General features: G+C 38.2%; 27 protein-coding genes and 1 other annotated feature. Of the genes, 21 read left to right on the top strand and 6 right to left on the bottom strand.

Annotated features, from left to right (window positions below):
- Positions 1 to 142: 142 nt before the first annotated feature.
- The 6 genes from HB912_RS04780 to HB912_RS04755 all read left to right on the top strand — a co-directional run bounded on the left by HB912_RS04780 (position 143) and on the right by HB912_RS04755 (position 4,960).
- Positions 143 to 580: a MarR family winged helix-turn-helix transcriptional regulator gene (locus HB912_RS04780; protein WP_185372527.1), complete on the top strand. Its 438-nt coding sequence runs from the start codon at positions 143 to 145 to the stop codon at positions 578 to 580.
- On the top strand, positions 577 to 2,043 hold the full coding sequence (gene mdrM, locus HB912_RS04775; RefSeq protein ID WP_185372525.1) for a multidrug efflux MFS transporter MdrM: 1,467 nt from the start codon (positions 577 to 579) through the stop codon (positions 2,041 to 2,043). Before HB912_RS04780 ends, mdrM begins: the two co-directional genes overlap by 4 nt.
- Before the next feature lie 214 nt (positions 2,044 to 2,257).
- Positions 2,258 to 3,034 carry a phosphotransferase gene (locus HB912_RS04770; protein WP_185372890.1) on the top strand — a complete coding sequence of 259 codons (777 nt, stop codon included), beginning with the start codon at positions 2,258 to 2,260 and terminating at the stop codon, positions 3,032 to 3,034.
- Between the two features lie 8 nt (positions 3,035 to 3,042).
- The gene (gene trmB / locus HB912_RS04765; protein ID WP_185372523.1) at positions 3,043 to 3,699 is read left to right on the top strand and encodes a tRNA (guanosine(46)-N7)-methyltransferase TrmB; all 657 of its coding nucleotides are present in this window, start codon (positions 3,043 to 3,045) and stop codon (positions 3,697 to 3,699) included.
- A gap of 66 nt (positions 3,700 to 3,765) precedes the next feature.
- Positions 3,766 to 4,581 (top strand): YtnP family quorum-quenching lactonase, encoded by an 816-nt coding sequence (locus tag HB912_RS04760; protein ID WP_244964413.1) that lies wholly within the window; start codon positions 3,766 to 3,768, stop codon positions 4,579 to 4,581.
- Positions 4,582 to 4,717: 136 nt separating this feature from the next.
- Positions 4,718 to 4,960 carry a metal-sensitive transcriptional regulator gene (locus HB912_RS04755; protein WP_185372521.1) on the top strand — a complete coding sequence of 81 codons (243 nt, stop codon included), beginning with the start codon at positions 4,718 to 4,720 and terminating at the stop codon, positions 4,958 to 4,960.
- Between the two features lie 95 nt (positions 4,961 to 5,055).
- On the opposite strand, the gene HB912_RS04750 is transcribed toward HB912_RS04755, so the two are convergent.
- Entirely contained in the window at positions 5,056 to 5,367 is a 312-nt protein-coding gene (locus HB912_RS04750; RefSeq protein WP_185372520.1) for a PepSY domain-containing protein, read from the bottom strand.
- A 171-nt stretch (positions 5,368 to 5,538) separates the two neighbouring features.
- Between HB912_RS04750 and HB912_RS04745 the strand changes: the two genes are divergently transcribed.
- Entirely contained in the window at positions 5,539 to 6,612 is a 1,074-nt protein-coding gene (locus HB912_RS04745) for a M42 family metallopeptidase (RefSeq protein ID WP_185372518.1), read from the top strand.
- Between the two features lie 198 nt (positions 6,613 to 6,810).
- Here HB912_RS04745 and HB912_RS04740 read toward each other — a convergent pair whose 3' ends face one another.
- Positions 6,811 to 7,254 (bottom strand): YtoQ family protein, encoded by a 444-nt coding sequence (locus HB912_RS04740; protein WP_185372516.1) that lies wholly within the window; start codon positions 7,252 to 7,254, stop codon positions 6,811 to 6,813.
- Positions 7,255 to 7,367: 113 nt separating this feature from the next.
- Here HB912_RS04740 and HB912_RS04735 point away from each other — a divergent pair, with 113 nt between their 5' ends.
- The 10 genes from HB912_RS04735 (at position 7,368) to tyrS (ending at position 18,798) form a co-directional block, all read left to right on the top strand.
- Complete coding sequence (locus tag HB912_RS04735; RefSeq protein WP_221635604.1) at positions 7,368 to 7,703, top strand: thioredoxin family protein; 336 nt, start codon at positions 7,368 to 7,370, stop codon at positions 7,701 to 7,703.
- Positions 7,704 to 7,721: 18 nt separating this feature from the next.
- The gene (locus tag HB912_RS04730) at positions 7,722 to 8,513 is read left to right on the top strand and encodes a DUF1444 domain-containing protein (protein ID WP_185372888.1); all 792 of its coding nucleotides are present in this window, start codon (positions 7,722 to 7,724) and stop codon (positions 8,511 to 8,513) included.
- 6 nt (positions 8,514 to 8,519) lie between these two features.
- Positions 8,520 to 9,140 carry a YtpR family tRNA-binding protein gene (gene ytpR / locus HB912_RS04725; protein WP_185372514.1) on the top strand — a complete coding sequence of 207 codons (621 nt, stop codon included), beginning with the start codon at positions 8,520 to 8,522 and terminating at the stop codon, positions 9,138 to 9,140.
- A 777-nt stretch (positions 9,141 to 9,917) separates the two neighbouring features.
- Positions 9,918 to 11,804 carry a DNA translocase FtsK gene (locus HB912_RS04720; RefSeq protein WP_425324767.1) on the top strand — a complete coding sequence of 629 codons (1,887 nt, stop codon included), beginning with the start codon at positions 9,918 to 9,920 and terminating at the stop codon, positions 11,802 to 11,804.
- 242 nt (positions 11,805 to 12,046) lie between these two features.
- A complete protein-coding gene (gene murC, locus HB912_RS04715; RefSeq protein ID WP_185372512.1) occupies positions 12,047 to 13,393 on the top strand; it encodes a UDP-N-acetylmuramate--L-alanine ligase in 1,347 nt (448 codons plus the stop codon).
- A 304-nt stretch (positions 13,394 to 13,697) separates the two neighbouring features.
- Complete coding sequence (locus HB912_RS04710; RefSeq protein WP_185372510.1) at positions 13,698 to 14,138, top strand: DUF948 domain-containing protein; 441 nt, start codon at positions 13,698 to 13,700, stop codon at positions 14,136 to 14,138.
- A gap of 44 nt (positions 14,139 to 14,182) precedes the next feature.
- Entirely contained in the window at positions 14,183 to 14,689 is a 507-nt protein-coding gene (locus HB912_RS04705) for a YtxH domain-containing protein (protein WP_185372508.1), read from the top strand.
- A gap of 203 nt (positions 14,690 to 14,892) precedes the next feature.
- The gene (locus HB912_RS04700; protein ID WP_185372506.1) at positions 14,893 to 15,978 is read left to right on the top strand and encodes a bifunctional 3-deoxy-7-phosphoheptulonate synthase/chorismate mutase; all 1,086 of its coding nucleotides are present in this window, start codon (positions 14,893 to 14,895) and stop codon (positions 15,976 to 15,978) included.
- Between the two features lie 248 nt (positions 15,979 to 16,226).
- A complete protein-coding gene (ccpA, locus tag HB912_RS04695; RefSeq protein ID WP_185372504.1) occupies positions 16,227 to 17,225 on the top strand; it encodes a catabolite control protein A in 999 nt (332 codons plus the stop codon).
- Positions 17,226 to 17,283: 58 nt separating this feature from the next.
- Positions 17,284 to 17,478 (top strand) — a binding site (T-box leader).
- Positions 17,479 to 17,541: 63 nt separating this feature from the next.
- Entirely contained in the window at positions 17,542 to 18,798 is a 1,257-nt protein-coding gene (gene tyrS / locus HB912_RS04690) for a tyrosine--tRNA ligase (protein WP_185372502.1), read from the top strand.
- A gap of 49 nt (positions 18,799 to 18,847) precedes the next feature.
- On the opposite strand, the gene HB912_RS04685 is transcribed toward tyrS, so the two are convergent.
- The 3 genes from HB912_RS04685 to HB912_RS04675 all read right to left on the bottom strand — a co-directional run bounded on the left by HB912_RS04685 (position 18,848) and on the right by HB912_RS04675 (position 20,687).
- A complete protein-coding gene (locus tag HB912_RS04685) occupies positions 18,848 to 19,213 on the bottom strand; it encodes a YxeA family protein (protein WP_185372500.1) in 366 nt (121 codons plus the stop codon).
- A 168-nt stretch (positions 19,214 to 19,381) separates the two neighbouring features.
- Positions 19,382 to 19,984: a 30S ribosomal protein S4 gene (rpsD, locus tag HB912_RS04680; RefSeq protein ID WP_036073530.1), complete on the bottom strand. Its 603-nt coding sequence runs from the start codon at positions 19,982 to 19,984 to the stop codon at positions 19,382 to 19,384.
- A 214-nt stretch (positions 19,985 to 20,198) separates the two neighbouring features.
- Positions 20,199 to 20,687: a GAF domain-containing protein gene (locus HB912_RS04675; protein ID WP_185372498.1), complete on the bottom strand. Its 489-nt coding sequence runs from the start codon at positions 20,685 to 20,687 to the stop codon at positions 20,199 to 20,201.
- A 246-nt stretch (positions 20,688 to 20,933) separates the two neighbouring features.
- Between HB912_RS04675 and HB912_RS04670 the strand changes: the two genes are divergently transcribed.
- The 4 genes from HB912_RS04670 to HB912_RS04655 all read left to right on the top strand — a co-directional run bounded on the left by HB912_RS04670 (position 20,934) and on the right by HB912_RS04655 (position 25,551).
- Complete coding sequence (locus tag HB912_RS04670) at positions 20,934 to 22,643, top strand: septation ring formation regulator EzrA (protein WP_185372496.1); 1,710 nt, start codon at positions 20,934 to 20,936, stop codon at positions 22,641 to 22,643.
- A 99-nt stretch (positions 22,644 to 22,742) separates the two neighbouring features.
- The gene (locus HB912_RS04665) at positions 22,743 to 23,876 is read left to right on the top strand and encodes a cysteine desulfurase family protein (RefSeq protein ID WP_185372494.1); all 1,134 of its coding nucleotides are present in this window, start codon (positions 22,743 to 22,745) and stop codon (positions 23,874 to 23,876) included.
- Positions 23,877 to 25,088 (top strand): tRNA uracil 4-sulfurtransferase ThiI, encoded by a 1,212-nt coding sequence (thiI, locus tag HB912_RS04660; RefSeq protein ID WP_185372492.1) that lies wholly within the window; start codon positions 23,877 to 23,879, stop codon positions 25,086 to 25,088.
- Positions 25,089 to 25,107: 19 nt separating this feature from the next.
- Positions 25,108 to 25,551: a GtrA family protein gene (locus tag HB912_RS04655; protein ID WP_185372490.1), complete on the top strand. Its 444-nt coding sequence runs from the start codon at positions 25,108 to 25,110 to the stop codon at positions 25,549 to 25,551.
- A gap of 62 nt (positions 25,552 to 25,613) precedes the next feature.
- Here HB912_RS04655 and HB912_RS04650 read toward each other — a convergent pair whose 3' ends face one another.
- Positions 25,614 to 26,414 carry an NAD kinase gene (locus HB912_RS04650; RefSeq protein WP_185372488.1) on the bottom strand — a complete coding sequence of 267 codons (801 nt, stop codon included), beginning with the start codon at positions 26,412 to 26,414 and terminating at the stop codon, positions 25,614 to 25,616.
- Positions 26,415 to 26,484 lie beyond the last annotated feature (70 nt).

The following is a 26,484-nucleotide window of genomic DNA, read 5'->3' as shown; positions in this document are numbered from 1 at the left end:
TTGTGTGTAAAAATGAGCGCGCTCTCAAAAAAAATATCCATTCAGAAAGTGTTGACAATAATTACGAGAAGTGTATAATATAATATGCTGATCGTTCGTGTGCGAACGATTCGCAAACGAACAGTTTGAAGGAGGAAAGAACATGGATGATAAGTTGATTCGAGAAATTGTCTTGTCATTTCGAGAAGTTTCCAAAAAAACACATCAGATCTTGTCTGAGGAGTCTGATAAAAAAGAGATCACAACTGCCCAGTTAATTGCATTAAGTACGTTAAAGCGTGAACCACATTTGACACTTGGCGAACTAGCGGAACGAATGAAAGTCTCGAAAAGTACTGCTTCTGGAATTGTTGACCGCCTTGTTAGGGCGGATTTTTTAATGCGAAATCGTGTTGAAGACAACAGACGCACATTAAATCTTGAATTAACAAAACTCGGGGAACGAAAGACTGCAGAAACGTATGCGCTCTTTTTTGACCGACTCGAACCACTTCTTGATGTAGGGGAAGAATCCCTTTTATCCATGTTAGAGACTCATAAACGAATCATAGAAATTTTAGAGAGAGGGATCAAAGAATGAATATGAAAGCACATGCGGCAGGGGTTAAACGTAATGGAATTTTAATCGTGATGTTGATGGGGGCATTTGTTACAATCCTTAATCAAACATTGATGAACGTTGCTTTGCCGAGCATCATGAAAGATTTCAATATTACAGCAAGTCAAGGGCAGTGGCTTTCTACAGGATTTATGCTTGTAAACGGCGTTATGATCCCGACTACGGCTTTTTTAATTGAAAGATTTACGACTCGACAGTTATATCTTTTTGCGATGATTACATTCGCAATTGGGACTATTGTAGGCGGACTGGCATTAAACTACCCAATGTTGATTGCTGGAAGAATGATTCAAGCTATTGGAGCAGGAGTTGTCATGCCATTACTTACAGTCGTGGTTCTAAACCTATTTCCGCTTGAACGAAGGGGCCGGGCGATGGGGCTTATTGGCCTTGCGATGAACTTTGCGCCTGCTATTGGTCCAACGCTTTCCGGTTGGATTGTCCAACAATTCGATTGGCGTGATTTATTTCTTTTAATCGTGCCTTTTGCCATTTTAGATGTCATTGTTGCAGCTTTTCTTCTTAGCGATGTCGGAAAACGGACATTTCCAAAGCTTGATTTCTGGGGTGTTATTTTCTCGACGATCGGGTTTGGTAGTTTGCTACTTGGCTTTAGTAACGCTGGGGATCACGACTGGCTAACAATGAATGTACTTGGCTTTATTTTACTAGGCATGGTTACTCTTACGTTCTTTGTTTTTTATGAAGGTAAAAAAGAAACGCCTTTACTCAATTTTAAAGTTTTTAAAAACACGACTTTTACTTTAACTACGATTATTAGTTTTTTTGTTGTGATGGGACTTTTTGGGGGCATGTTACTCTTACCAATTTATTTGCAAAACGTACGCGGATTTTCTCCGCTTGATTCTGGACTTGTCCTGCTTCCTGGTGCACTGATGACAGCTATTTTATCACCTGTAACAGGTGTACTATTTGATAAATTTGGCGCGAAGTATCTTTCCCTTCTTGGTCTTATTATCATGGCCGTCACGACCTTCATGTTTACTAATATGAATGAATCAACCACACTGATGTATATTATGATCGTTCAAACTATCCGAGCGAGTGGTATGGCAATGGTCATGATGCCTTTACAAACAGCTGCTTTAAATTCATTACCACTTTCACTCGCTTCACATGGATCGGCAATGTTTAATACCATGCGACAAGTTGCCGGATCAATTGGAACAGCTGCTTTAATCACTGTAATGTCAAAAAGTTCAGCGTCCTTTGCTAAAACACTAACCGCAAGTGATGTGGTAGGCAAAACGAAAGAACAAATCGCTAACCATGTTCTTGTACACGGAATTGAAATAGCCTTTATGGTTGCAGCGATTTCTAGTGTTGTGGCATGTATTTTAACTCTATTCCTTCGTAAAAATTCGAACGGAATGGAACCCATTGTAAAAAAAGAAGTAAAATAAGCAAGAGGAAAGACGTATCTTGAAAAAAAGGTACGTCTTTTTCGTAATCATAAAAAGGCATGAAAGCGCGATTTTAATTTGATTTTTTTACCATTTTCTACATCCCCGAACGTATGACTGCTTGACTTCGAGCTGTTTGCGAAGTAAAATCTTTTTAGCGACACTATAAAGAAATAAAGTGGATGAAAGATTTCACAAAAAGGTGTGTTGAATGATGGAAGATATTTTCTTTGGAACTGAATATGAGATAATTTCTGCCGGCGGGGATACGGGACAAGCTTTTATCGCTCAACATAAAGACGAAAAATTCTTTTTGAAACGGAATTCTTCGCCTTTTTTAGCTGCCTTATCTGCACTTGATATCGTTCCTAAATTAAAATGGACTCGTCGTGTTGAAAATGGAGATGTTATCACAGCTCAAAAATGGATCAATGCACGTGTCCTTTCGACAGCAGAAATGGGGGATAACAAGGTAGCCAGACTTCTTTCCAAAATCCATCATTCTGATAAACTGAAGCAAATGTTACTCAAAATGGAAGAAGCTAGTTTTTCTCCTCTTGAAATGTTTCGCAAGCATCAACAAGTTTTTCCTGATCAAACTTGGACAGAACAAGAAGCACTTGACTATTTAAAGCGTAATTTAGAACAAGTGGAAGACGGAGAACGCGTTGTCTGCCACGGAGATATTAATCACAATAATTGGATGATTTCAAGTGACGGGGAACTTTTCCTTGTAGACTGGGATGGAGCGATGCTTGGGGACCCAGCGATGGATGTTTCGATGCTACTTTATCAATATGTTCCGAAAGAAAAATGGCCGAGCTGGCTTGAAATATACGGAGGCACTTATTCAAAAAATTGGCACCGTAAATTAAAATGGTATGCGCTTTTCCAAACCTTACATCGTTTAGGAGAAGGGAAGCTCAGTCAAGCCGAGCAGCAGAAAGCGAATGAATTATTAGATTTGATTGTAAAAGATAATGAGGTGTAAAAGTATACATGCGTGTAAAACATAAACCATGGGCGAAAGAAAAACTACAAAATCATCCGGAAGTTTGCATTTTAGAACCTGCTCTACATAGAGGGAGTTGGCAAAAACTATTTGGGAATGATCATCCCATTCACATTGAAATTGGTTCCGGGAAAGGACGTTTTGTTTCTGGTATGGCTCAGGCTCATCCGGAAATCAACTACATTGGAATTGAAGTAGTAGAGAGCGTGCTTATCTCTGCTCTTGATAAAGTCTTAGAGCACGACCTTTCAAATGTATTGCTACTTTCAGTCGACGGTGCCCAGCTAGAAGATTACTTTGCACAAGGAGAAGTCGCGCGAATTTATTTGAATTTTTCAGATCCATGGCCAAAAAAACGTCATACAAAGAGACGCTTGACTAATCCCAAATTTCTAGATATCTATAAAAATATTTTAGAAGAAGCAGGAGACATTCATTTTAAAACAGATAATAGGGGGTTGTTTGAATATTCACTGCAAGCATTTTCCGAATATGGTCTACGGCTGACATATGTCTCACTAGATTTACACAACAGCGATTTTGAAGGAAATGTTCAAACAGAATATGAAGAAAAATTTTCACAAAAAGGATTTCCAATTTATCGTTTAGAAGCACAGTTTAATAGAGAAAGCGAGAAGCTGTAATTTTGCAGCTTCTTTTCTATAATAATATTATGTTAACTAGGAGGTTCTAATATGCAAGTAGGTTAAATGAAAATTGACTGGCTAAGAGGTGGAGAATTACATCTTGATGGTGGAACAATGTTTGGCGTTGTGCCTAAAGTATTGTGGTCAAGAAAATATCCAGTAAACGAAAAAAATCAAGTTCCAACACGAACCGATCCTATTTTTGTTCAGTTTCAAGGGAAAAATATTTTGATAGACGCAGGGATTGGCAATAACCGACTAACAGAAAAACAGTGGCGTAATTTTGGCGTGGCCGAAGAATCCAAAGTTCTCTCCGACCTAAGGGCAAAAAATCTTACTGAACAAGATATCGATATGGTGCTCATGACACATCTACACTACGATCATGTGCTCGGGCTCACTGGGAAGCGAGAGTCAGGAGAATACTATTCCGTTTTCCCAAATGCACAAATTTTCGTGGAACAAACAGAGTGGGATGAAATGCGTGCCCCCAATATTCGCTCAAAAGCTACCTACTGGAAAGAAAACTGGGAATCCATTGCTAGCCAGGTTGTGACTTACAAAGAAGAAGTTGAACCTATTTCGGGGATTAAAATGATTCGAACAGGAGGTCACAGTGCTGGACACGCAATTATTGAATTTTCCTCCATGGGAGAAAAAGCCATCCATATGGCGGATATCTTCCCAACTCATGCCCATCAAAATGTATTATGGGTGACTGCTTTTGACGATTATCCAATGGATAGTATTTTTCAAAAGCAAGCCTTATTTCGAAAATGGATGGATGGAAACACATGGTTTTTGTTTTATCATGATGCCAAATATCGAGCAATCAAACTTAATGCGCTCGGTGCATGTGTGGATAGTCTTCTCATTTAAAAGCCCAAAAAAGGGCTTTTTTCTTTGGGTATTTTCAATTTTAGATATTTGACTTTCAAAAAGAGTTGCTATAACATGATTTTGTAACCCTTATAGGGGGATGTTAATTAATATACTATATGGGGGTATTAGATGTATGGAAGAGAAAAAACAACAAGCAATTGCGAACCGGTTTGCGAGGATTGAAGGGCACGTCCGTAAAGTAAAGGAAATGGTCCAAGAAGGGCGCGATGAATCTGATATCATGGTTCAGCTTAAAGCCGTTCAAAAGGCGCTTCAAGGGGCGGAAAAAGAACTATTTAAAGAGCAATTAATAGAACTTGTTCCAGAAAGGAATTTAAAATTAGCTCACGAAAAGGTAGATGCGTTTCTTAAGTGAGTCGCTTATCTAAAAAGAAAAAAGCAGAAATCTTGGAAGAACCACTCAAAATGGTCTTAGCCTAGATTTCTGCTTTTAAGTTTCTCACTTTCCAGTCACGTGAGGTAAATATCAATGATCGTTCCCGTTTTCGCATCTGCGATAAATTCAAATTGTTTTTTTTCGCCTTCGCGAATTGCTGTGATACCACCGTGATAAACAAAAGTATCAATGGCGTATTTTTTGTAGTGTTGTTTTTTTAGTTGAATCCAAGAACCTTCAATTGGTCCTTCTTTTTTAAAGGCATTTTTTACATTTTCTAAAATAGCATCTCCAGAAATTTCACGATCATCAAGCACGTAATGATACACAAAATGTCCTGCAGCGGCTCCAGCAAAAGCACCTGCTACGAAAGCTTTCCAGTTCATAATCTTTCCTCCCTAGCTTTTCTTATGTAAAGTAAACAGCAAGCTTTTACTTGCGTAGTTCTATACTATACTTTTTCAGCATTAAAAGCAATCAAAGGTTACGCTTCCAAAACGTGAATTGCTTTAAAAAGTTTGCTATACTAAAAAAAGATAAAGAAAGGGTGGGTCATGTTGGATAAAGATACCTTAGCACTTTTAAAAAAATTAACGGAGTTACAAGGGGCTTCTGGAGATGAATTTCGAATTCGCGATTTTATCCGTCAGGAAATCGAACCCATTTCCGATGAAGTAGTTCAAGATCGTTTAGGTGGTATTTTCGGTGTTCGTAAAGGAGCGGAAAATGGACCACGCATCCTTGTTGCAGGACATATGGATGAAGTTGGTTTTATGGTGACTTCAATTACAGAAAAAGGCTTACTGCGTTTTCAAACACTAGGAGGCTGGAACCCGCAAGTCTTGCAGGCGAGCCGTGTTGAGATAATGACGGACCACGGTCCAGTGATCGGTGTGATTGCTTCCGTCCCCCCGCATTTGATGACTGAAAAAGAACGCTCCAAGCCGACGAATCCTAAACAACTCTTAATTGACATTGGGGCTGATTCGAAGGAAGACGCAGAAAAAATTGGCATCCGTCCAGGACAATTCGTCGTTCCTGTTTCCGAATTCACACCACTTGCGAATCCTAAAAAAATCATGGCGAAAGCTTGGGATAATCGTTATGGAGTCGGGCTTGCTATTGAATTATTAAAAGCAGTACAAGGTGAAGACTTACCTAACACGCTCTTCAGTGGAGCGAATGTACAGGAAGAAGTGGGGCTTCGAGGAGCTGGCGTAAGTGCCCATATGATTCAGCCAGATATTTTCTTTGCACTTGATGCGAGCCCAGCAAATGACACAACAGGAGATAAAACAGAATTCGGTCAACTGGGCGAAGGCTTCTTAATGCGAATTTACGATCGCACCATGGTGATGCATCGTGGCTTACGTGAATTTTTGCTTGATACAGCAGAAACGCATAAAATTCCTTATCAATATTTCGTTTCCCCTGGAGGTACAGACGCTGGTAAAGTGCATACATCGTTAAGTGGTATTCCAAGCGCTGTAATTGGCGTTCCATCTCGTTATATTCATACGTCGAATTCGATATTGCATGTGGATGATTATAGTGCTGCTAAAGAAATGATCACAACCCTTGTCCGGACGCTTGATCAATCCACCTTCGAGTCGATTATAAAAAATGCTTAAACGAACAGATGGTAAAGTGGGAATTTTGCTTATTTTCGCTGCTGTCCTTGCTTTTTTGTTCGCTGTTACAGGAATAATGAAGCTTGAATTTGGGTGGATATTAACCGCCCTCATAGCAGGGATTCTTGTTTGTCTGGGCGCGTATTTAAATTCCAAAAAAACAGGAAAATGAGATCTTCCAACCGGAAGATCTCATTTTTAATCGAAAATATACTTTAAGACTTGGACGGCTTCAGGAATAGTACTGACAGTTACGTTTGCTCGTTCTGAAAGTTCTTTTAAGGGATGGTGTAAATTTTCAGGACGAATCAGGATGACGGGCTTGTTTTCAGCGAGCGCAAGTGAAGCGTCAGAGGCTGTATTCCATTGCTTGAATTTTTCACCAAAATAAGCAATAACCAAATCAGCTTTCTTTAAAAATAGTTGTGTCCGTAAATTGTTGATTTTCGAAGACTGGATATCTCGATATAATAAATTCGGTTGTGTTCCAAGAATCGTTTCGCCGATCGCGTCTGATTTTTCGTGATTTTCTCGTGGACCAGAAAAGTGAAATTCCATTTTTACTTCTTCGCTTATTTGCTGCATGAGATCAGCACGCCAATTGGAATGGATCTCGCCGGCAAGATAAATATGATAACGCATGTTTGCTTCACTCCTTTTTCTTCATCATAAACTAAAAATGAAAGCGGTACAAAAACTTTAACTTCAAGCGGATTTCTGGACGAAAGAAGATTTCTTAGATAGGATTTAATAAGATGAATAGTGAAGGAGCGTTTATTGTGGAAGAGTTGAAATCAATGGAAGAATTTAATACTTTAAAAAATAGTTCGAAAGTAGTTTTTATGTTTAGTGCAGATTGGTGTGGAGATTGCCGTTTTATTGAACCGATTATGCCAGAAATTGAACAAGAAAATGATGATTTTAAATTTGTTCATGTTGATCGGGATGCCTTTATTGATTTGTGTGCAGAACTTGCTATTTTTGGGATCCCAAGCTTTTTAGCTTATGAAGAAGGCGAAGAAATCGGCCGGTTTGTGAGCAAAGATCGTAAAACAAAAGAAGAAATTAATGATTTTTTAGCTGCGCTGTAAGGAGGAATCGTTTTGAAAATGACTTCACTTGTGATGAAAACGAAACTTGAAGAGCGACTTGAAAAAAGAGGTCGTACATTTTCTTTTGATCACGAAAAAGACCGCCTCACCATACGAGAAGCGGGTAAAACGATTACGCTCTCCTTGCCACAAGTCATTGCGCGATTTGAAGAAGAGGGAGAGGAAGCGATCCGAAAAGTTCTTTATTATGTTAATGAAGGCTTGCACGCTTCACTTTCGAAACCGAACCTATCAGATTCACTTGATAAAGTTTACCCAGTTATTCGTTCGCGTTCATTCCCGGAAGAAAGTAAATCAGGCGAGAAATTTTTAGTTCGCGAACACACTGCTGAAACGAGCATTTACTTCGTTATCGACGAGGAAAAAGCTTATCATTTTATTACCGAAAAAATGCTTCAAGATTCTGGAGTTTCTGCGAGTAAGCTTATCGAGAAGGCGTTTGAACACCTTGAAAATCTGCCTGTTTCTTACCGCCGAGATCGTGTTTCGGAGAATGATTTTTATTTTGTTCGAATAAATGATGGGTATGACGCAAGTCGAATTTTAAATGCCCGTTTTTTATCAGAAATGCGCGAGAAACTGACAGGAGAGATGGTTGTTGCCATTCCTCATGCTGATGTTTTAATCGTAGCGGATATCCAAAATGAAACAGGTTTTGATGTAATGGCGCACATGGCGATGCAATTTTTCGCTGAAGGGGTTGTTCCGATTACTACTTTGCCATTTGTGTATAATGATGGTAAACTAGAACCGATCTTTATTATGGCAAAAAACAGACCGAAGGAGTAGAAAGTCTTGATAGTAAATGTATTTTATAATGAAAAGGGAATCGGCGATACGCTAATTGTCTCCATTCAAGAAATCGCAAGAGAACAACGCACTCATGAAACAAAAGGCGATGTTGTGAAAATCTTTGATGAGGAAACAAAGGAACTTAGCGGATTCAACATTTTTCGTGCATCCCAATATTTTTCGCTGAATTCAAATGGAAAAGTAGAACTTTCAGAAGCTTTTGTTGAACAATTGAATCGTGTCATTTTAGATGCTGGGTTTGATGAGCCACTTGATGTGGATTTGACCCCTAAATTTGTTGTTGGTTACGTGGATGAACTAAAAAAGCATCCCAATGCTGATAAGTTAAGTATTTGCCAAGTTGATGTAGGAGATAAAGAACGACTCCAAATTGTGTGTGGGGCACCAAATGTCGCCCAAGGCCAAAAAGTGGTCGTAGCAAAAGTGGGTGCGGTCATGCTTAGTGGGCTTTTAATTAAGCCTTCGAATTTGCGAGGTGTTGATTCTTTTGGGATGCTTTGCGCGGCTCGGGAATTAGCTATTCCAGATGCTCCTCAAGAAAAAGGGATTTTAATCCTGGATGATAACGCTGAAATTGGATCTACGTTCCCGGTATCTTTTTAATAGACTGTTGGAAGCGCCTCTCAAGGTGCTTCTTTTTTTAGTTTCTTTGTGTATACAATATACGTTCAGATTGTACTTTTTTGCTCACTGAAAGCTGATATAACTTTAAATTATCACCTTTCAGAAGTTATGAATAGCAAGGCTTTAGCTGCTTTCAAAATAGCGATTTTAAGTTTTGAAAGAGATGATAATAGCTTAATTGAATTTTCTTTGATAGAATCAAACAGAAGAATTTGATTTTGGGTGTGATAAATGATGGGATGGCTAAAGAATTTCTTCTTCGGGGACATGGAAATGGAAGAAGAACGCAAAACAGAAGTAAAAGCAAGAACTAAAGAGGTGCAACAGGATGTACCCAAATTAGTGAGACAAAACCAGACAATTCCTGCAAAAAAAGACAATAAGCTAACGAAGACTTCTCAAGCAACTAAACGAACTGTCGCGCGGAAAACGGTAGAAACGAAAATGGCTTACGAGTATCCAAAAGGGCAGTTTCGTTTTCCGCTGATTCCAGATGGAGATGAACGTACCGAACCGAAGAAATCTGTTGCAATGGGTTCAAAAGAAGTGAAAGTAAAGGCGAAAAAAGAAGTTGCTGAAGCCAAGCAACCAGAGATTAAAAAAGCGCCTTTTACGCCTACAGAAGTTCCATCACCAGTTTTTGCATTTCAAAGACGGCCAAGTCGCTTTGAGTTTAATCTTGATGAAAATTCTGTTCAAAATGAAGCGGAAGTTAAACAGATTCACCTAATAACAGAAGAAGCTCAGGCTCCTGTAATGGAACAGAAGAACTTAAAAACAGATACTGCGCCTAAGTTTCAAGTGCAGGAGTTGGATGATTCAGCTTCTACCATGATAGAAACTCCTCAAGCAAACGAAAGTCAAAGTATAGCAGAAGAAGAGTTGGGCAGTTCAGAAGTTTTTGTACAGGAGAGTGCAGAGTGGATAAACTCCAATTCTGAAAGCCAAGATGGGCTATTAAAAGAAGCTGTTGAAGCAAAGGAAGAAACTGATTCTTTCCCCGAGGCGTGGTCGAATACTGAAAAAAGTACTGAAGATTCTATTGTTCCGGAAGAGAAAACGGAATCAAAAAAAGAAGTTAAAAAGTCGCACATTCCGTTTAATGTTTTGATGGTCAATCAAGATCACCAGAAAGACGCAAAAAACTCAGGTCCTGAGGAACAAACTAGACAGGTTCGATCGTCTGATGAAGAAAGGCTAAGTGAAGAGAGAAACATGGGATCTTATCACTTTCCACCGCTTGATTTATTAAATCCACCGGTGATTTCAAGTCACGATAAAGAGTGGTTGGATCAAGAAGAAGTACTTTTAAATGAAACTTTGCAGAATTTCAATGTAGCTGCACATGTTGTCGGAAGAACACAAGGACCTGCTGTAACTCGTTTTGAAGTGCAACCGGAAAAAGGCGTTAAGGTTAGCAAAATCACGAATCTAAGTGATGATATCAAGTTGAACTTAGCTGCAAAAGATATTCGGATAGAAGCGCCGATTCCTGGAAAGAGTACGGTTGGTATTGAAATTCCAAATCCAGTAAGCAGACCAGTTATGCTTTCTGAAATCATGAAAAAATCAATTTTCCAAGACAATCCTTCACCGCTAACCGCTGCACTTGGCTTAGATATTTCCGGTGAAGCTATTGCAACGGACTTACAAAAAATGCCTCACGGGTTAATTGCTGGTGCGACAGGTTCTGGGAAAAGTGTTTGCATCAACTCTTTACTCGTCAGCTTGCTTTATAAAGCTCGGCCAGATGAATTGAAGCTTTTATTAATCGATCCGAAAATGGTCGAGTTAGCCCCATACAATAAAATTCCGCACTTGGTAAGTCCCGTTATTACAGACGCCAAAGCGGCAACAGCGGCTTTAAAATGGGCTGTTACGGAAATGGAGCGCCGTTATGAGCTCTTTTCTCATACAAGCGTAAGGAACATTGAAAAATATAATGAACTCGCTAGTCGGCCAGGGCATTCCGGCGAAAAATTACCTTATATTTTAATTGTGATTGATGAATTAGCAGATTTAATGATGGTAGCACCAAATGATGTGGAAGAATCCATTAGCCGAATCGCTCAAAAAGCACGAGCTTGTGGGATTCATATGATTGTAGCGACACAACGTCCTTCAGTGGATGTTATTACGGGATTAATTAAGGCAAACATCCCAACTCGAATTTCTTTCTCAGTATCCAGTTCAATTGATTCGCGAACAATACTGGACAGTTCGGGTGCTGAAAAACTGCTTGGAAGAGGGGATATGCTCTTTCTCCCAAGTGGCGTAAGTAAACCTGTCCGCTTGCAAGGAACATTTGTGAGTGATGAAGAAATTGATGCAGTTGTTCGCTTTGTTAGAAAGCAAGGGGAACCGCATTATATGTTCCAAGAAGAAGATCTCGCAAAAGAAGTGCTTCGAGAAGATGAAGATGAACTTTTTTCAGCTGCCTGTGACTTTGTGATGGAACAAAACGCGGCATCAACTTCTTTACTGCAAAGACATTTTAGAATTGGCTATAATCGAGCAGCTCGATTAATGGAAAGTTTGGAACGACAAAAAATTGTTTCAGCAACAAATGGTTCTAAACCACGAGATGTTATTATTACACGCGACCAACTAGAAAAGCTTCGGGGAAATGATTCGGGGATTTAGTACTTATGTCACTCTTCATAATTTGATTCTCGTTTGTAAAACGTTTTCTTTGTCATATTCTTATGTCTTTTTCCGTGATTTGAAACAATTATTTTCTATTTTGGGGTAAAGTGCTATAATAAGATTGGTTGTTTGACTTGAAAACTTAAATTGGATAATTGAATATGATATGAAAAGTAAGATGATGTCTAAAAAACTTAGACACCCTCTACTACAAAGGAAAAAATGGGGGCTTAAAAACAATGACTGTTTATCATTTTGTTGGAATTAAAGGCGCTGGTATGAGCGCTTTAGCACAAATTTTATATGATAAAGGCTTTACTGTTCAAGGTAGCGATGTTGAAAAATACTTCTTCACACAAAAGGCATTAGAAGAAAAAGAAATCGAAATATTACCGTTTGATGCAGATAACATTCACGAAGGTTTGACGATCATTGCAGGAAATGCTTTTCCAGACACGCATGAAGAAATTGCCAAAGCTTTTGAACTTGATTTACCTGTAATTCGTTATCATAAATTTTTAGGCCAGTTGATTGGTGACTACACAAGTATCGCTATTACAGGATCACATGGGAAGACATCTACAACTGGACTTCTTTCTCATGTTTTAGAATCTATCCGACCGACTTCTTATTTGATTGGGGATGGAACGGGGAAAGGAAATAAAAATGCAGAGTATTTTGCGCTTGAAGCTTGTGAATATCAACGACATTTTTTGGCGTACAAACCTACTTATGCCATCATGACAAACATTGACTGGGATCATCCTGATTATTTTAAAAGTGTAGACGATGTTTTCAGTGCTTTCGAATCGCTTGGAAAACAAGTGAAAAAAGCTATTATTGCTTTAGGTGACGATGTACAGCTGAAGAGACTGGAAGAAGTACTTTCGATTCCAGTGATTTACTATGGCTTTGGTGAAAAAAATGAATACCAAGCAACAAATGTTGTCAAGAAAACTACAGGAACTACGTTTGATGTAAATCATCGTGATAAAGCGCTTGGTACCTTTGAAATTCCTTCTTATGGGGATCATAATGTGATGAATGCCCTTAGTGTTATTGCCTTTTGCGATCAAGAAGGTTTAGACATGGAAGAAGTGAAAAAAGAACTTAACACCTTTAAAGGTGTTAAACGTCGCTTCAGCATTACAGAAAAAGCTCACCAAACTTTGGTTGATGATTACGCGCACCATCCTTCTGAAATTCGGGCAACGATTAATGCTGCTCGTCAAAAATACCCAGATAAAAAAGTTGTCGCTGTTTTTCAACCCCATACTTTTACAAGAACCCAAGCGTTTTTACAAGGCTTCGCAGATAGTTTGAATTTGGCTGATGAAGTTTATCTTTGTGATATTTTCGGCTCTGCTCGCGAAAAGGCTGGAAATTTAACTATCTTTGATTTAGCTCGAAAAACTAAGGGGAACCATGTCATTCAAGAACAGCATACAGAAGAATTATTGCAATATGATAATGCTGTGATTTTATTCATGGGAGCAGGAGACGTTCAAAAATTCCAAGCAGCTTATGAAAAAATTCTTGATAACCGGGAAGACTATCCAGAAGTGAATGAAAAAGCAGCTTTTTAAAATGAAAATTTAGAACCACTCTTTATTTTTTAATAAAGGGTGTTTTTTTTATTCATTTAAATTAAGAAACACTAATTAAATTTGTGTAAAAAGAATAATTCACTTGGTTTTTAGTTCAACATAAGTTATTTCACTAGAAAAACATATAAAGCAGAGAAATTTCAACGTATAAAAATTCATTTCATTTTATTTTTACCTGTAAAATTGCTACAATGTTGTTAGTAAGCATACCCTTCTGTATGTTTAATACGTTTTACATATTGCTCGATGGGGTAAAGAATCAAGAATACGGAGGTGGGAGTAAATGATTGTTATCTTATATGTTGCTGCACTTATCGCGGCAATTGCTCTATTAGTCATCGCCATTTACTTAAGTAAAACTTTAAAATCTGCATCACAGACAATGAATGAAGTGGCCAAGACAGTTGAAAAAATGACCAATGAATTGCAAGGGATTTCCGGAGAGGCTCAACAGCTTCTTGATAAAACGAATAGCTTGTTAGATGACGTAAATGGTAAAGTAGCCAAGGTAGATCCAGTTTTCGATGCTATTGGAGATGTTGGAACATCACTACTTGGTCTCAGCCAATCTGTTCGTGAACTTGCAACACTTGCGACGAACAAAGTTTCGGCAAATGAAAGAAAAGTTGCGCAGGCTATTTCTGTAAGTAATTCTATTTTAGCTTTAAAAGATAAATTTAAAGCCAGCAAAGCAGCGAAACAAAGAGCAAAAGAAGCTGAGTAGGAATTGAAGCGTTAATTAATTTTTTGAAACAGGAGGAATGAAACATGTCTGGAAAAGATGGATTAGATGTAAAAGATTTTTTAATTGGTGGCTTAATTGGCGGAATTATCGGGTCCGTTACAGCACTTTTACTAGCACCAAAATCAGGAAAAGAACTTCGTGGCGACTTAAACGATCAAGTTGATGTGTTAAAAGAAAAAGGTTCTGAATGGAAAGATATTGCTTATGAAAAAGGCATTGAAATTGGGAATGTTGCAAAGGATAAATCCGGACAATTAAAAGATTCTGCAAATGATTTTGTTGGTGTTGTGAAAGATAAATCTCAACAACTTGCGGGTAGCATTTCAAAACAAGGTAAAAGTGTAAAAGAAGTTGTCTCGAAAAATAAAGAAGAAGATCAAGAAGCTGTTGAAAAAGCAGTGGACAATGTAAAAGAAGATGTAAAAGATGCTTCTGATGCTGTAAGTGATGCTTCTGATAAAGCTAAAAAAGAAGTTAAACAAACAGTAAAAGAGGGTAAAAAAGAAACTGAAAAAATTATTCAAAAATAATGATTTTCAGTATGGACGTGGTAGGCTTTCGGGCTTACCGCGTTTTTTTGTGCTTGCATCTCTTGCTATAGAATGTTACGATATTAATTAACAGCTCCACTTTAACACTTAAAAGCGTTTAAGTTAAAAAGATGTGGTGACAAATCTATTGATATCATCTATAATGAAGGATAATTATTGATGTGAAAAGAAGGGCGGAAAAAATGGTGAATAACAATTTGGATACATTACGTGATCAAGTCGATCAATTAAATTTAGAATTACTTTCTGTGATCAACAAACGAGCTAATCTTGTTCAAGAAATCGGGAAATTAAAGGGTGTGCAAGGCTCACTCCGGTTTGATCCAGTTCGTGAACGCGAGATGCTTAATCAAATTGTAGAAGCAAACAACGGACCGTTTGAAGATTCGACAATTGAACATTTATTTAAAGAAATTTTTAAAGCAGGTCTTGAGCTTCAGGAGGATGATCATTCGAAAGCACTCCTCGTTTCTCGGAAAAATAAACAAGAGGATACGGTAGTCTCTGTAAATGGACTTGAAATTGGAAAAGGAGAACCGACTTTTGTATTTGGACCTTGTTCTGTTGAGTCTTATGAACAAGTAGCAGCTGTTGCAAATTCTATTCGGGCAAAAGGACTGAAACTTATTCGAGGCGGCGCATTTAAGCCACGAACTAGTCCATATGATTTCCAGGGACTTGGATTAGAGGGACTGAAAATTTTAAAACAAATTTCGGATGAATATGGCTTGGGCGTCATTAGTGAAATTGTAACGCCTAAAGATATTGAAACAGCGCTTGATTATGTGGATGTAATTCAAATTGGTGCGCGAAACATGCAAAACTTTGAGCTGCTCAAAGAAGCGGGGCGTGTTAACAAACCGATCTTACTCAAACGAGGTTTATCAGCAACTATTGAAGAATTCATTGGGGCTGCTGAATATATCATGTCTCAAGGCAATGGCGAAATTATTCTTTGTGAGCGTGGTATTCGTACGTATGAAAAGGCTACTCGAAATACACTTGATATTTCTGCTGTACCCATCTTAAAAAAAGAAACGCATCTTCCGGTTATGGTCGATGTTACACATTCAACGGGACGTAAAGATCTACTACTTCCATGTGCGAAAGCAGCCTTAGCAATTGGGGCAGATGGGGTTATGGCGGAGGTTCATCCTGATCCTGCCGTTGCTTTATCAGATGCAGCTCAACAAATGAACTTACCAGAGTTTGATTTGTTCTGGGAAGAGATTCTAGCTTCTAATCTTCTTCCAGTCAAAACGAAATAAGCCTTAAGAAGTTGTCTGTTTTAGACAACTTCTTTTCAAACAAAAAAAGAAAGCGATTCCATATTAAAAAGGCTTTTTAGATAGGAGTCTCATGCGTATTTGGTATGAAAATTAATGAAAAACAGAAGCGATTTCAATTGCATAACAGCTCAAAGTATCGTATCATAGGAAGAAAGGTTGAATGATGACGGTTACACGAAGTAAGGAGCTTATCGTTTAAATACCAATAGTATGGAGTGTGAGTAGAGATGAATGTAACAATTTATGATGTAGCACGTGAAGCAAATGTTTCAATGGCAACAGTATCTCGAGTGGTAAATGGAAATCCGAATGTGAAGCCTGTTACACGTAAAAAGGTGTTGGATGTTATTAACCAACTAGGATATCGTCCGAATGCGGTAGCAAGAGGCCTTGCAAGCAAGCGGACCACAACTGTAGGAGTAATCATTCCGGATATTTCCAATGTATTCTATGCTGAGCTTGCTCGGGGAATTGAAGATATTGCAACCATGTATAAATATAATATTATTTTGAGTAGTTCAGATGAAAATGAAGACAAAGAGTTACAAGTGTTGAATACCCTGTTAGGTAAACAAGTAGATGGTATTATTTATATGGGTGAGAAAATTACGGAGCAACTACAAGAAGAATTTAATCGTTCTCCTGTCCCTGTTGTACTCGCTGGGGCAATTGATATGAAACAGAACTTAGCTTCAGTGAATATTGATTATTTAGAAGCAACGAAAGCAGCAGTGGAATTGTTTATTCAAAATGGACATAAACAAATTGCTTTTGTAACAGGTTCACTTGAAGAGCCTGTAAATCGCGAATTAAAGTTAAAAGGCTATCAAGAAGCGCTTAAAAAAGCAGGTATTAGTTACAATGAGAATTATGTCATTGAGGCAGATTATGATTACAATTCCGGAGTTCGCGCTTTTGAGCAACTCAATCAATTAGAAAAGCGCCCAAATGCTGTGATTGTTACAGATGATGAACTCGCAATTGGTATTTTAAATACAGCACTAGATGCAGGTGTTAAAGTTCCAGATGAATTAGAAATCATGACAAGCAATAATACCAAATTAACACTTATGAGTCGTCCACAACTTTCCACTATTGTACAGCCGCTTTATGACATTGGAGCTGTAGCAATGCGTCTTTTGACAAAGTTGATGACAAGTGAAGAAGTTGAAGAAAAAACTGTTGTTCTTCCGCATAGCGAGAAACTTCGTGGTACGACGAAATAAATTGTAGCTTGACGAAAAGAAAAAGTCTATGCTATAAATAGATGATAGCTTAATATTGTAAATGACGTGGAACGGACGAAGTAGACTGTTTATCCCTTTTTTGAGAGAGCCGGTGGTCGCTGTAAATCGGTAAATATAAACGGTGCGAATTACATCCTGGAGTCAAGTCACGCAGGAAATGGCGTGAACGGTTAAAGCCGTTATGGAATGAAGTGAAAAGTTGGGTGGTACCACGTTTAAACACGTCCCTTCGCTCTTATAAAAAAGGGCGGAGGGCTTTTTTTATTTCAAAAAAAACGAGAAAGAGGGGAATTTGATGAATATTATTGATGAATTAGAATGGCGTGGAGCCATTTATCAGCAAACAGATGAAAGTGGGTTACGTGAACTTACAGAAAAAGAATCTATTGCGCTTTACTGCGGAATTGATCCAACAGGAGATTCGATGCACATTGGTCATTTAATTCCATTCATGATTTTACGGCGTTTTCAAGATGCAGGGCATCGTCCGATTATTTTAGTCGGAGGAGCAACAGGGACGATTGGGGATCCAAGTGGAAAAAAAGAGGAGAGGAAGCTTCAGTCGCTTGAACAAATCAATAAAAATGTTGAAGGACTAAGAACACAGCTTGGGCAAATTTTCGATTTTGAAGGAAACTCAGCTGCTACGATGGTGAATAACTATGATTGGACGAAAGATTTGTCTATTCTTGATTTTTTACGAGATTATGGGAAAAGTTTTAATGTAAATACGATGCTTGCCAAAGATATTGTACAAAGCCGACTGGAAGCCGGGATATCTTTTACTGAATTTGCTTACCAAATTCTTCAAGCAATGGATTATAATCATTTATACGAGTTTCATGATTGTCGCTTGCAAATTGGTGGGTCTGATCAGTGGGGAAATATTACAGCTGGACTTGATTTGATTCGCAAAAAGCAAGGAGAAGATGCGAAAGCTTTTGGTCTTACAATTCCACTTCTTACAAAGGCTGATGGAACAAAATTTGGGAAAACGGAAGGTGGCGCCATTTGGCTTAACCCAGAAAAAACAACGCCTTATGAATTTTATCAATTTTGGGTAAATACGGATGATCGTGATGTCGTAAAATACTTGAAATACTTTACTTTTTTAACAGAATCAGAAATTGCTGATCTTGCTAAACAAGTTGAGCAAGAGCCACATCTTCGTGCAGCTCAAAAAACACTAGCAGCTGAAATGACGAAATTTATTCACAGCGAAGAAGCGCTCGATACAGCAATCAAAATTTCAAAAGCGCTCTTTAGTGGAGATATCCGCGATTTAACAGCAGATGAAATTGAACAAGGATTTAAAGATGTACCAAGTTTTGACGCACAAAAGGAACAAAAAAATCTAGTTGATTTCTTAGTCGAGCTTGGAATCGAACCTTCGAAGCGTCAAGCACGTGAGGATGTTTCAAACGGGGCGATTTACTTGAACGGAGAACGAGTTCAAGATCTAGATAAGATTATTACAGAAAGTGATCGCATTGAAAACCGCTTTACGATTGTTCGCCGTGGGAAAAAGAAATACTTTTTAGTTCGTTATTAAAAAAACAAGGAAACTGATTTCAACTCAGTTTCCTTGTTTTTTTAATGCGTTAATTTAATTGACTTGCTGCCTTTTTAGGAAGTTCTTTTTTTGTAACTTCTTCATAAGAAGTCACGCCCTTATCTTTTTTATAGTAGATATGAAGATAAGCTCCAATGCGCAAGTTTTTTTGAGCAGTAAACTTGAGCTGTTTGGTTTTACCGTTCTCATCATAGCCTGTTAATGAATATTCATAATCGGTAAAAGTTTCACCATCCGAAGCTTTTTCAGTTACCGGTTTACCTTTTTTTTCAATGGCAACATAGTAATCCTCAGTCCCGATACGATTATAATTTGTAAAATAATAGCCAAGTGCAAATGCGAGTCCTAGGATGATGACGGCTACAATGATTATTACGGTAATCATTTTCTTCATTGTTTTACCTTCTTTCATTTATAAGATAATTATAGTATAAAGGATTTTACAGATAAAATCCCGTGTTAGAGGTGACAATTCAGTAGTGTCAACTTACAAATTTGTCATTTGAAAACGAAAAAGACTTTGCTATGAAAAGCAAAGTCTTTTTTGAAACGATATGAAGAATTAACGAGAATAAAATTCAACGATAAAGGCTTCATTAATTTCAGCAGCAAGTTCTGCACGTTCAGGAAGGCGGTTTAAAGAACCTTCAAGTTTGTCAGCGTCGAATGTCACATATTCAGGCACGAAGCTCGATACTTCAAGACTTTCAGCGATAGACGAATTTTTAGAAGATTTTTCGCGAACAGAAACTACTTGGCCAACAGAAAGTTGGTAAGAAGGAATGTCAACGCGTTTTCCATCTACTAAGATGTGACCATGGTTTACAAGTTGACGAGCAGCACGACGAGTGCGAGCAAGTCCCATACGATAAACGACATTATCAAGACGTTGTTCAAGGAGAATCATGAAGTTTTCACCTTGTTTACCTTGAAGTTTTCCTGCTCTGTTGAACGTGTTTTTAAATTGACGTTCAGTTAGTCCGTACATATGACGCAATTTTTGCTTTTCAGCTTGTTGCAAACCATATTCAGACATTTTTTTACGTTGGTTAGGACCATGTTGTCCTGGAGCATACGGACGACGCTCAATTTCTTTACCTGTTCCAGAAAGTGAAATCCCAAGACGACGGGAAACTTTCCAGCTTGGACCAGTATAACGAGCCATTAAGTGACTCCTCCTTTAATTTGTTTTTAGCATAAAAACAAACGAGCACGATGTAGAGAGAGGGCAGTTCACCTTTAAATATCTTCACCTTAGCAGCCGCAGGGTTACACAATATTCCACGACAAGAGTCGGGGGTGAACAACGATCTTTCTCCAGCATTCATACAAGCTGCGTTTTACACAAAGTCTAGTATAGTATAAAATTGCTTGATTTGTCAATGAATTTCAGCAAGAAGGGCTTCGCAAATTTGTTCTAAATACAACTTGTCTGTTTCATCAAACCGGCTGATGTTTGGGCTATCGATATCAAGAACTCCGATAAGCTTTCCTTCTAAAACAAGTGGGACGACAATTTCAGAACGACTTTGTGCGTCACAAGCTATATGTCCTGGAAAAGCATTAACATCTTGAACAATGTAAGTTTTTTGATCTTTTGCAGCATTCCCGCAAACACCTTTACCAAGCGGAATGCGTATGCAAGCAGGTAGTCCTTGAAAGGGACCGAGAACAAGTTCATCCTGTTCTTGTTCAAATAGATAAAAGCCTACCCAATTAATTTGATCAAGCGCTTGATTTAAAAGTGCCGAGAGATTGCTTAAATTGGCGATAAGGTTTTTTTCTCCGCTAATCAAAGCTTTTGCTTGCTTCAAGCAAAGAGTATAAATTTCTTCTTTTGTCCCTTGAAATTTTGGAATTTCAATCACTTTTACAACACCACTTTCATATAAAAATAAGTGCTCAAATTATAGCATATTCTGAGCCTGACTAACAGTTCAAAAACTTTTTTTCATTTTTATGAGACAAGAGAAGTAAAATTCTATAAATCGTGGTAAAATAGACCATGTGTATTGTGTACATATACCGATAAAATATAAAAGAGGGCTTTATCTATTTTTATTAAAGAAAAAGACACTAGTTGGATCGGTAATAAGCAGATGGGAGGATTTTGAATGTTTTACTATATTTTAATCGGTTTTATCGTGGTGATCATCGCCCTTTTTGGTACCGGATATTGGCTGAAAAAGAAACATTCGACGAGGATTGGGGAACTAGAAGCAAAGTGTGAGCATTTGCGTGATCTTCCGGTAATCGATGAACTTTCGAAAGTGAAAAAATTAAAGTTGACTGGACAAACAGAAAAATTGTTCGAGTCATGGCGCAGTTCTTGGGACGAAATCTCGACCAAATTATTTCCAGATGTAGAAGAAGTGCTTTTAAATGCAGAAATGAACATCAATCATTACCGATTTGGTTCAGCTACTCAAGATGAGAATGATTTAGAACAAATGCTTGTCACGATTGAAAATCAAATTAATCAAATCTTGAATGGGCTACGAGAGCTTTTAGCCAGTGAAGAAAAAAATGCGCTTGAAAGCCGTGCAACTAAAGAAAAACTTGCCGAACTACGACGCTTCATCTTGACACATGGTTTCAAACTTGGAAAGGCTCAAAATGCCTTTGAAAAGGAACTTGATGAAATTCAGGCAGAAATCAATCAGTATGATACACTAACAGATCAAGGAGATCACCTTGAGGCACGCGAAGTGATTCTAGCAACGAAAATAAAAATCACTTCACTAGATGAAGAAATGGAACGAACGCCAAAACTTCTGCATGAAGCTGAAAATACGGTGCCAAGTGAACTTGTAAAACTTGAAGCTGGTTACGCGGAAATGCTCGCAGAGGGCTACTATTTAGAACAACTAGGCATTCAAAAAGAAATGGAACGGCTGAAAAAGCAAACAGATAAGATTAAAGAAAAGCTTTCTCACCGCGAAATTGATGCTGCTGAGTCTTTGATCCATGAAGTAAAAGTCGAAACAGATTTGCTCTACGATACGTTAGAAGGCGAAGTGCACGCTCGGTCATTTATTCTTGAAAATAAAGAAAAAATTGCTGAAAAACTCGAAAAGCAAGAACAAGTTTCGGAAAAACTTTCTGAGCAAATTGCAGAAGTTAAAGGGACTTACCATATTTCTGAAGAAGAACTTGCAGCTTATTTAAAAACACAAGCCTCTCTTGCAGAACAAAAAGAAAACTTCGCCCGTGTTAGTGCTTTACAAAAAGAAGCAGCTATTGCATATTCAGCTATGCAAGACACCCTTCGTGAAATTGAAGCAGAACTTGCTGAAATTGCTGAAAAACAAGATGCGATTGGGGAAGATTTACGTTCACTTCGTAAAGACGAGCTAGAAGCACGAGAAGATGCAGACGAAATGAAACGCATTTGTAATCAAATCGAGCGGAATTTATCACGTGCACGACTACCTGGGATTCCTGAAGAGTTTGCTGCGTTACAAGAGCATTTCTTAAACTCGGTAGAAAATATGGAACAGTCTCTTGTCGAACGACCTCTGAATATTAAGTCTGTCGCAAAAAATCGGCAAATCGCTAAAGAGGATTTGGCGCACTTACAAGAAAAAGCAGAGGATATTTTAGAGAATGCTAAATTCGTTGAGGCGGTGGTTCAGTACTCGAACCGCTACCGGATGGACTACCCTGAGCTTGCGGAAAGCTTAAATAAAGCTGAACGGCACTTTTATGGAGATTATAACTATAAAAAAGCATTAGAAATTGCAGTTACTGCACTTGAAAAGGTAGAACCTAGTGCATTTAAAAAGATCGAAAAGGCATTTGAGCAAACAAGTGAGCATGAATAAGAATGGCGCAGGTTAATCAAAAACCTGCGTCCTTCTTTTGCTCGCTTGACAGCTTATGTTAAAATAGGAAAGGTAAGTTTTAGGAGGCGGCTTTGAAACATGATTTATTTAGATAACAGTGCGACAACAAAACCTTATTCTGCTGTTTTAGAAACCTATACAAAAGTAGCAAGCCGCTATTTTGCGAATCCTTCTTCGCTACACGCTTTTGGTCAAAAGGTTCGAGAACTCCATGAAGAAGCGCGAAAACAAATAGCTCAGTTGCTAGGTGTACGTAGTGATGAACTTATTTTTACGTCAGGTGGAACGGAAAGTAATAATTTGGCACTCAAAGGAATAGCCCATCGCTATAAAAATCGGGGAAGACATTTAATTACAACTCAAGTGGAACATCCTTCTATTAAAGAGGTTATGGGGGAACTGGAAAAAGAAGGCTTTACTGTTACCTATCTTCCTGTTGATGAACAGGGGGTCATTCGGGTGAGTGATTTCGAACATGCTTTACGTGAAGATACGATTCTTGTTTCGGTGATGCATGTTAATAATGAAGTAGGGAGCATTCAGCCTATCCAAGAAATTAGTAACCGATTAAGCAAGCACCAAGCTTTTTTTCATGTGGATAATATTCAAGGAATGGGAATGTGTGAGCTTGATTTAAATGGCATCGATTTATTGTCTGTTTCGGCGCACAAATTACACGGATTACGTGGTACGGGACTGCTTTATAAGAAAAAAGGGATCGAGCTTCATTCTGAAATGCTAGGTGGCGGACAAGAAGGAGGAATTCGTAGCGGGACTGAAAATACTGCAGGAGCGGTTGCTTTTGCAAAAGCACTTCGTCTTGTGCTCACTGAAAAAGAAAATAAACTTAAAGATGTGCTTGCAATTCGAGACTATTTATTGCAAGAACTAAGTCAAATTGAGGGAATCCATGTGCACTCTAAGAAAGCTTGCATGGCTCCCCATATTCTTTGTCTCTCTGCTAGGGGACACAGAGGGGAAGTGCTCGTCCATGCCCTTGAGCAAAAGGAAATTTTTGTTTCCACAACAAGCGCCTGTTCATCAAAAGCGAAATTGGCAAGTAGCACTTTAAAAGCTATGGGCGTTTCTGATGAAGAGGCAACAGGTGCAATCCGGATTAGTTTGGGCTACGAAAACACTGATGCTGAAGCAGAACAGTTTATCGTAGCTTTTCGAGAAGTACTAGAAAAAATAAACGAAGTGGTGAAATAATTGGAATTTGAACGCATTTTAATTCGCTATGGTGAATTATCAACAAAAGGAAAAAATCGCAAACAATTTGTAGCACGGCTTGCAGCTAATGTAAGACGTGTTGTTAAGGATATGCCAGATATAACTGTTCACGGAGAGCGTGACCGGATGCAGTTGTTTCTAAACGGGGCTCCTGTTCAACCCGTTTTAGACCGCTTAAAATCTATTTTTGGCATTCAATCTTTTAGTCCGGTTATCAAAACAGCGCTGGATGTTGAAGAAGTGAAAGAAGCTGCCTTTCAACTTGTGAATGACACTCATCAGCCTGGAGGCACTTTTAAAGTGGCTGCAAGGCGTGGGTATCGAGATTTTCCGCTCGATTCAAATGAATTGAATCAAGAAATTGGAGCAGCCGTTTTACGACGAATCCCTGATCTTACCGTTAATGTAAAACAGCCAGATATCAAACTGAATGTTGAAGTGCGTGCAGATGGCGTTTTTCTTTCTTCACAGATCATTCAAGGCGCTGGGGGTCTACCTGTTAGTTCGTCAGGAAAGGCAATGCTCATGCTATCTGGCGGAATTGATAGCCCAGTAGCTGGTTATTTAGCAATGAAGCGAGGCGTTGAAGTGGAAGCCGTCCATTTTCATAGTCCGCCTTATACGAGTGAACAAGCTAAACAAAAAGCGATTGATCTAACACGAAAAATCGCTAAATATAGTGGTCAAGTACAGATGCATGTAGTACCATTTACTGAAATTCAAGAGATGATAAAAAAACAAATTCCAGAAGGATATGTCATGACAGTAACAAGACGGCTGATGCTTCAAATTACTGAGGAACTCCGCAAGAAAAGAAACGGACTTGCTATTGTAAACGGAGAGAGTCTTGGGCAGGTTGCTAGTCAAACACTCGAAAGCATGATTGCGATTAATGATGTCACAACGACGCCTATTATTCGTCCTGTTGTGACAATGGATAAAAATGAAATCATCGATATTGCGAAATCCATCGATACTTTTGAACTTTCTATCCAACCTTTTGAAGATTGTTGCACGATTTTCACACCCGCATCTCCAAAAACTAAGCCTAAACTCGACAAGGTCAAATACTATGAAAGTTTTATTGATTTTTCAAGTTTGATTGAGAAAGCCTTACAAAAAGTTGAAACGTTTTCTGTAGATGTAACTCAAGAACAAACAATAAAGGATGAGTTCAAAGACTTATTTTAATCCAGAAAGAGAGACGAAAATGGAAAAATTAAAGCAGTGGTTAATTAACACATTTCCTTGGTACACAGAAAATTTACACAGTATTTTGATGTACCTTGTTATGGGCGGAATCACAACTCTGATCAATATTGTAAGTTTCTGGTTTTTTGCGTCCTTTTTAAACTGGGACTACCGAGTTGCAAATACGATTGCATGGATTTTATCGGTGCTGTTTGCCTATCTATCTAATAAAAAATATGTGTTTGAAAGTTATACCCCCACTTGGAAAGATAAACTAAGAGAGGCGAGTTCATTTTTCGGGTTCAGATTCTTGACTTATTTGATCGATATGCTCATGATGGTAGTCTTCATCAGCATGATGCACATCAATGAAACTTGGTCGAAAATCTGGGTCAATGTGATTGTCCTTGTTTTGAATTATGTGTTCAGTAAATGGATCATTTTTAAAATCCAAAAAAAATAATACCTTGAATTTTTGTTTGTAAAAAACTCGAAGCCATTTGATTATGACTTCGAGTTTTTCATTTAAAGGAAATTTCGTTTTACTTTATCCCAAAAGGAATTATCAGGTAGTTTAATAATATTGATGAAGCAATCGCCTACTTCGAGATGAATGTCGTGCACATGCTGGATACTTAACGCTTCACTGTCCATTCCAATGAGCGGGAATTCATTATTTTCATCCGACCCAATTTTAATATGGAGCTTTCGTTTTGGACTTAAAACAAAAGAAGAGCCAAGCGTTCGAAACCGATTATTGTTTAAGGAGGCTAGTTCACTGACCTGCATGGATGGAAGTAAAGGATCGATGATTGCTCCGTTTACTGATTTATTATAGGCTGTGCTCCCTGTTGGAGTGGCGATCACCATGCCATCACCCCTGAAAGTTTCGAAATGTCGCTCATTGATGAAAATATCCATTGTAAGGGTTCGAATGATAGAAGAACGAATATTAAATTCATTCAGCACATAAAAAGCCTTGGTATTGTTCACTGTACCATAAATTGTTGGATAACGCCTAACGAGCCAGCGTTCTTCAGATGCCGCTTTCATAATTTCTTCTAGCTGATGAATGTGAAAATCACAATATTGTCCAAGTTGCTCAGTCAAGGCAATCCCAGCGTATAAACAGTCTTGACGAAAATGGGTTTCTCGAACAGATTTTAAAAATGCACCATCTCCACCAATGCTAATGATTACTGTAGCTTTGGTATAATCTTCCGTAAGTTGATACCCGTAATCAACCGCTAATTTTTTGAGGTCTCTAGCGATTTGATGAAGTTCTTCCGTTTTACGATATGAAAAATGAAAAATTTGTTTGGACATTTGGAGCTCCTCCTTTATTGAAAGCCTTTCTTTATTTTAACATGCTTTTTACAAATTTACCTTTCAAATC

The organism is Listeria aquatica, from assembly GCF_014223975.1.
GTDB lineage: Bacteria > Bacillota > Bacilli > Lactobacillales > Listeriaceae > Listeria > Listeria aquatica.
This window is presented reverse-complemented; position numbering and strand designations above follow the sequence as displayed.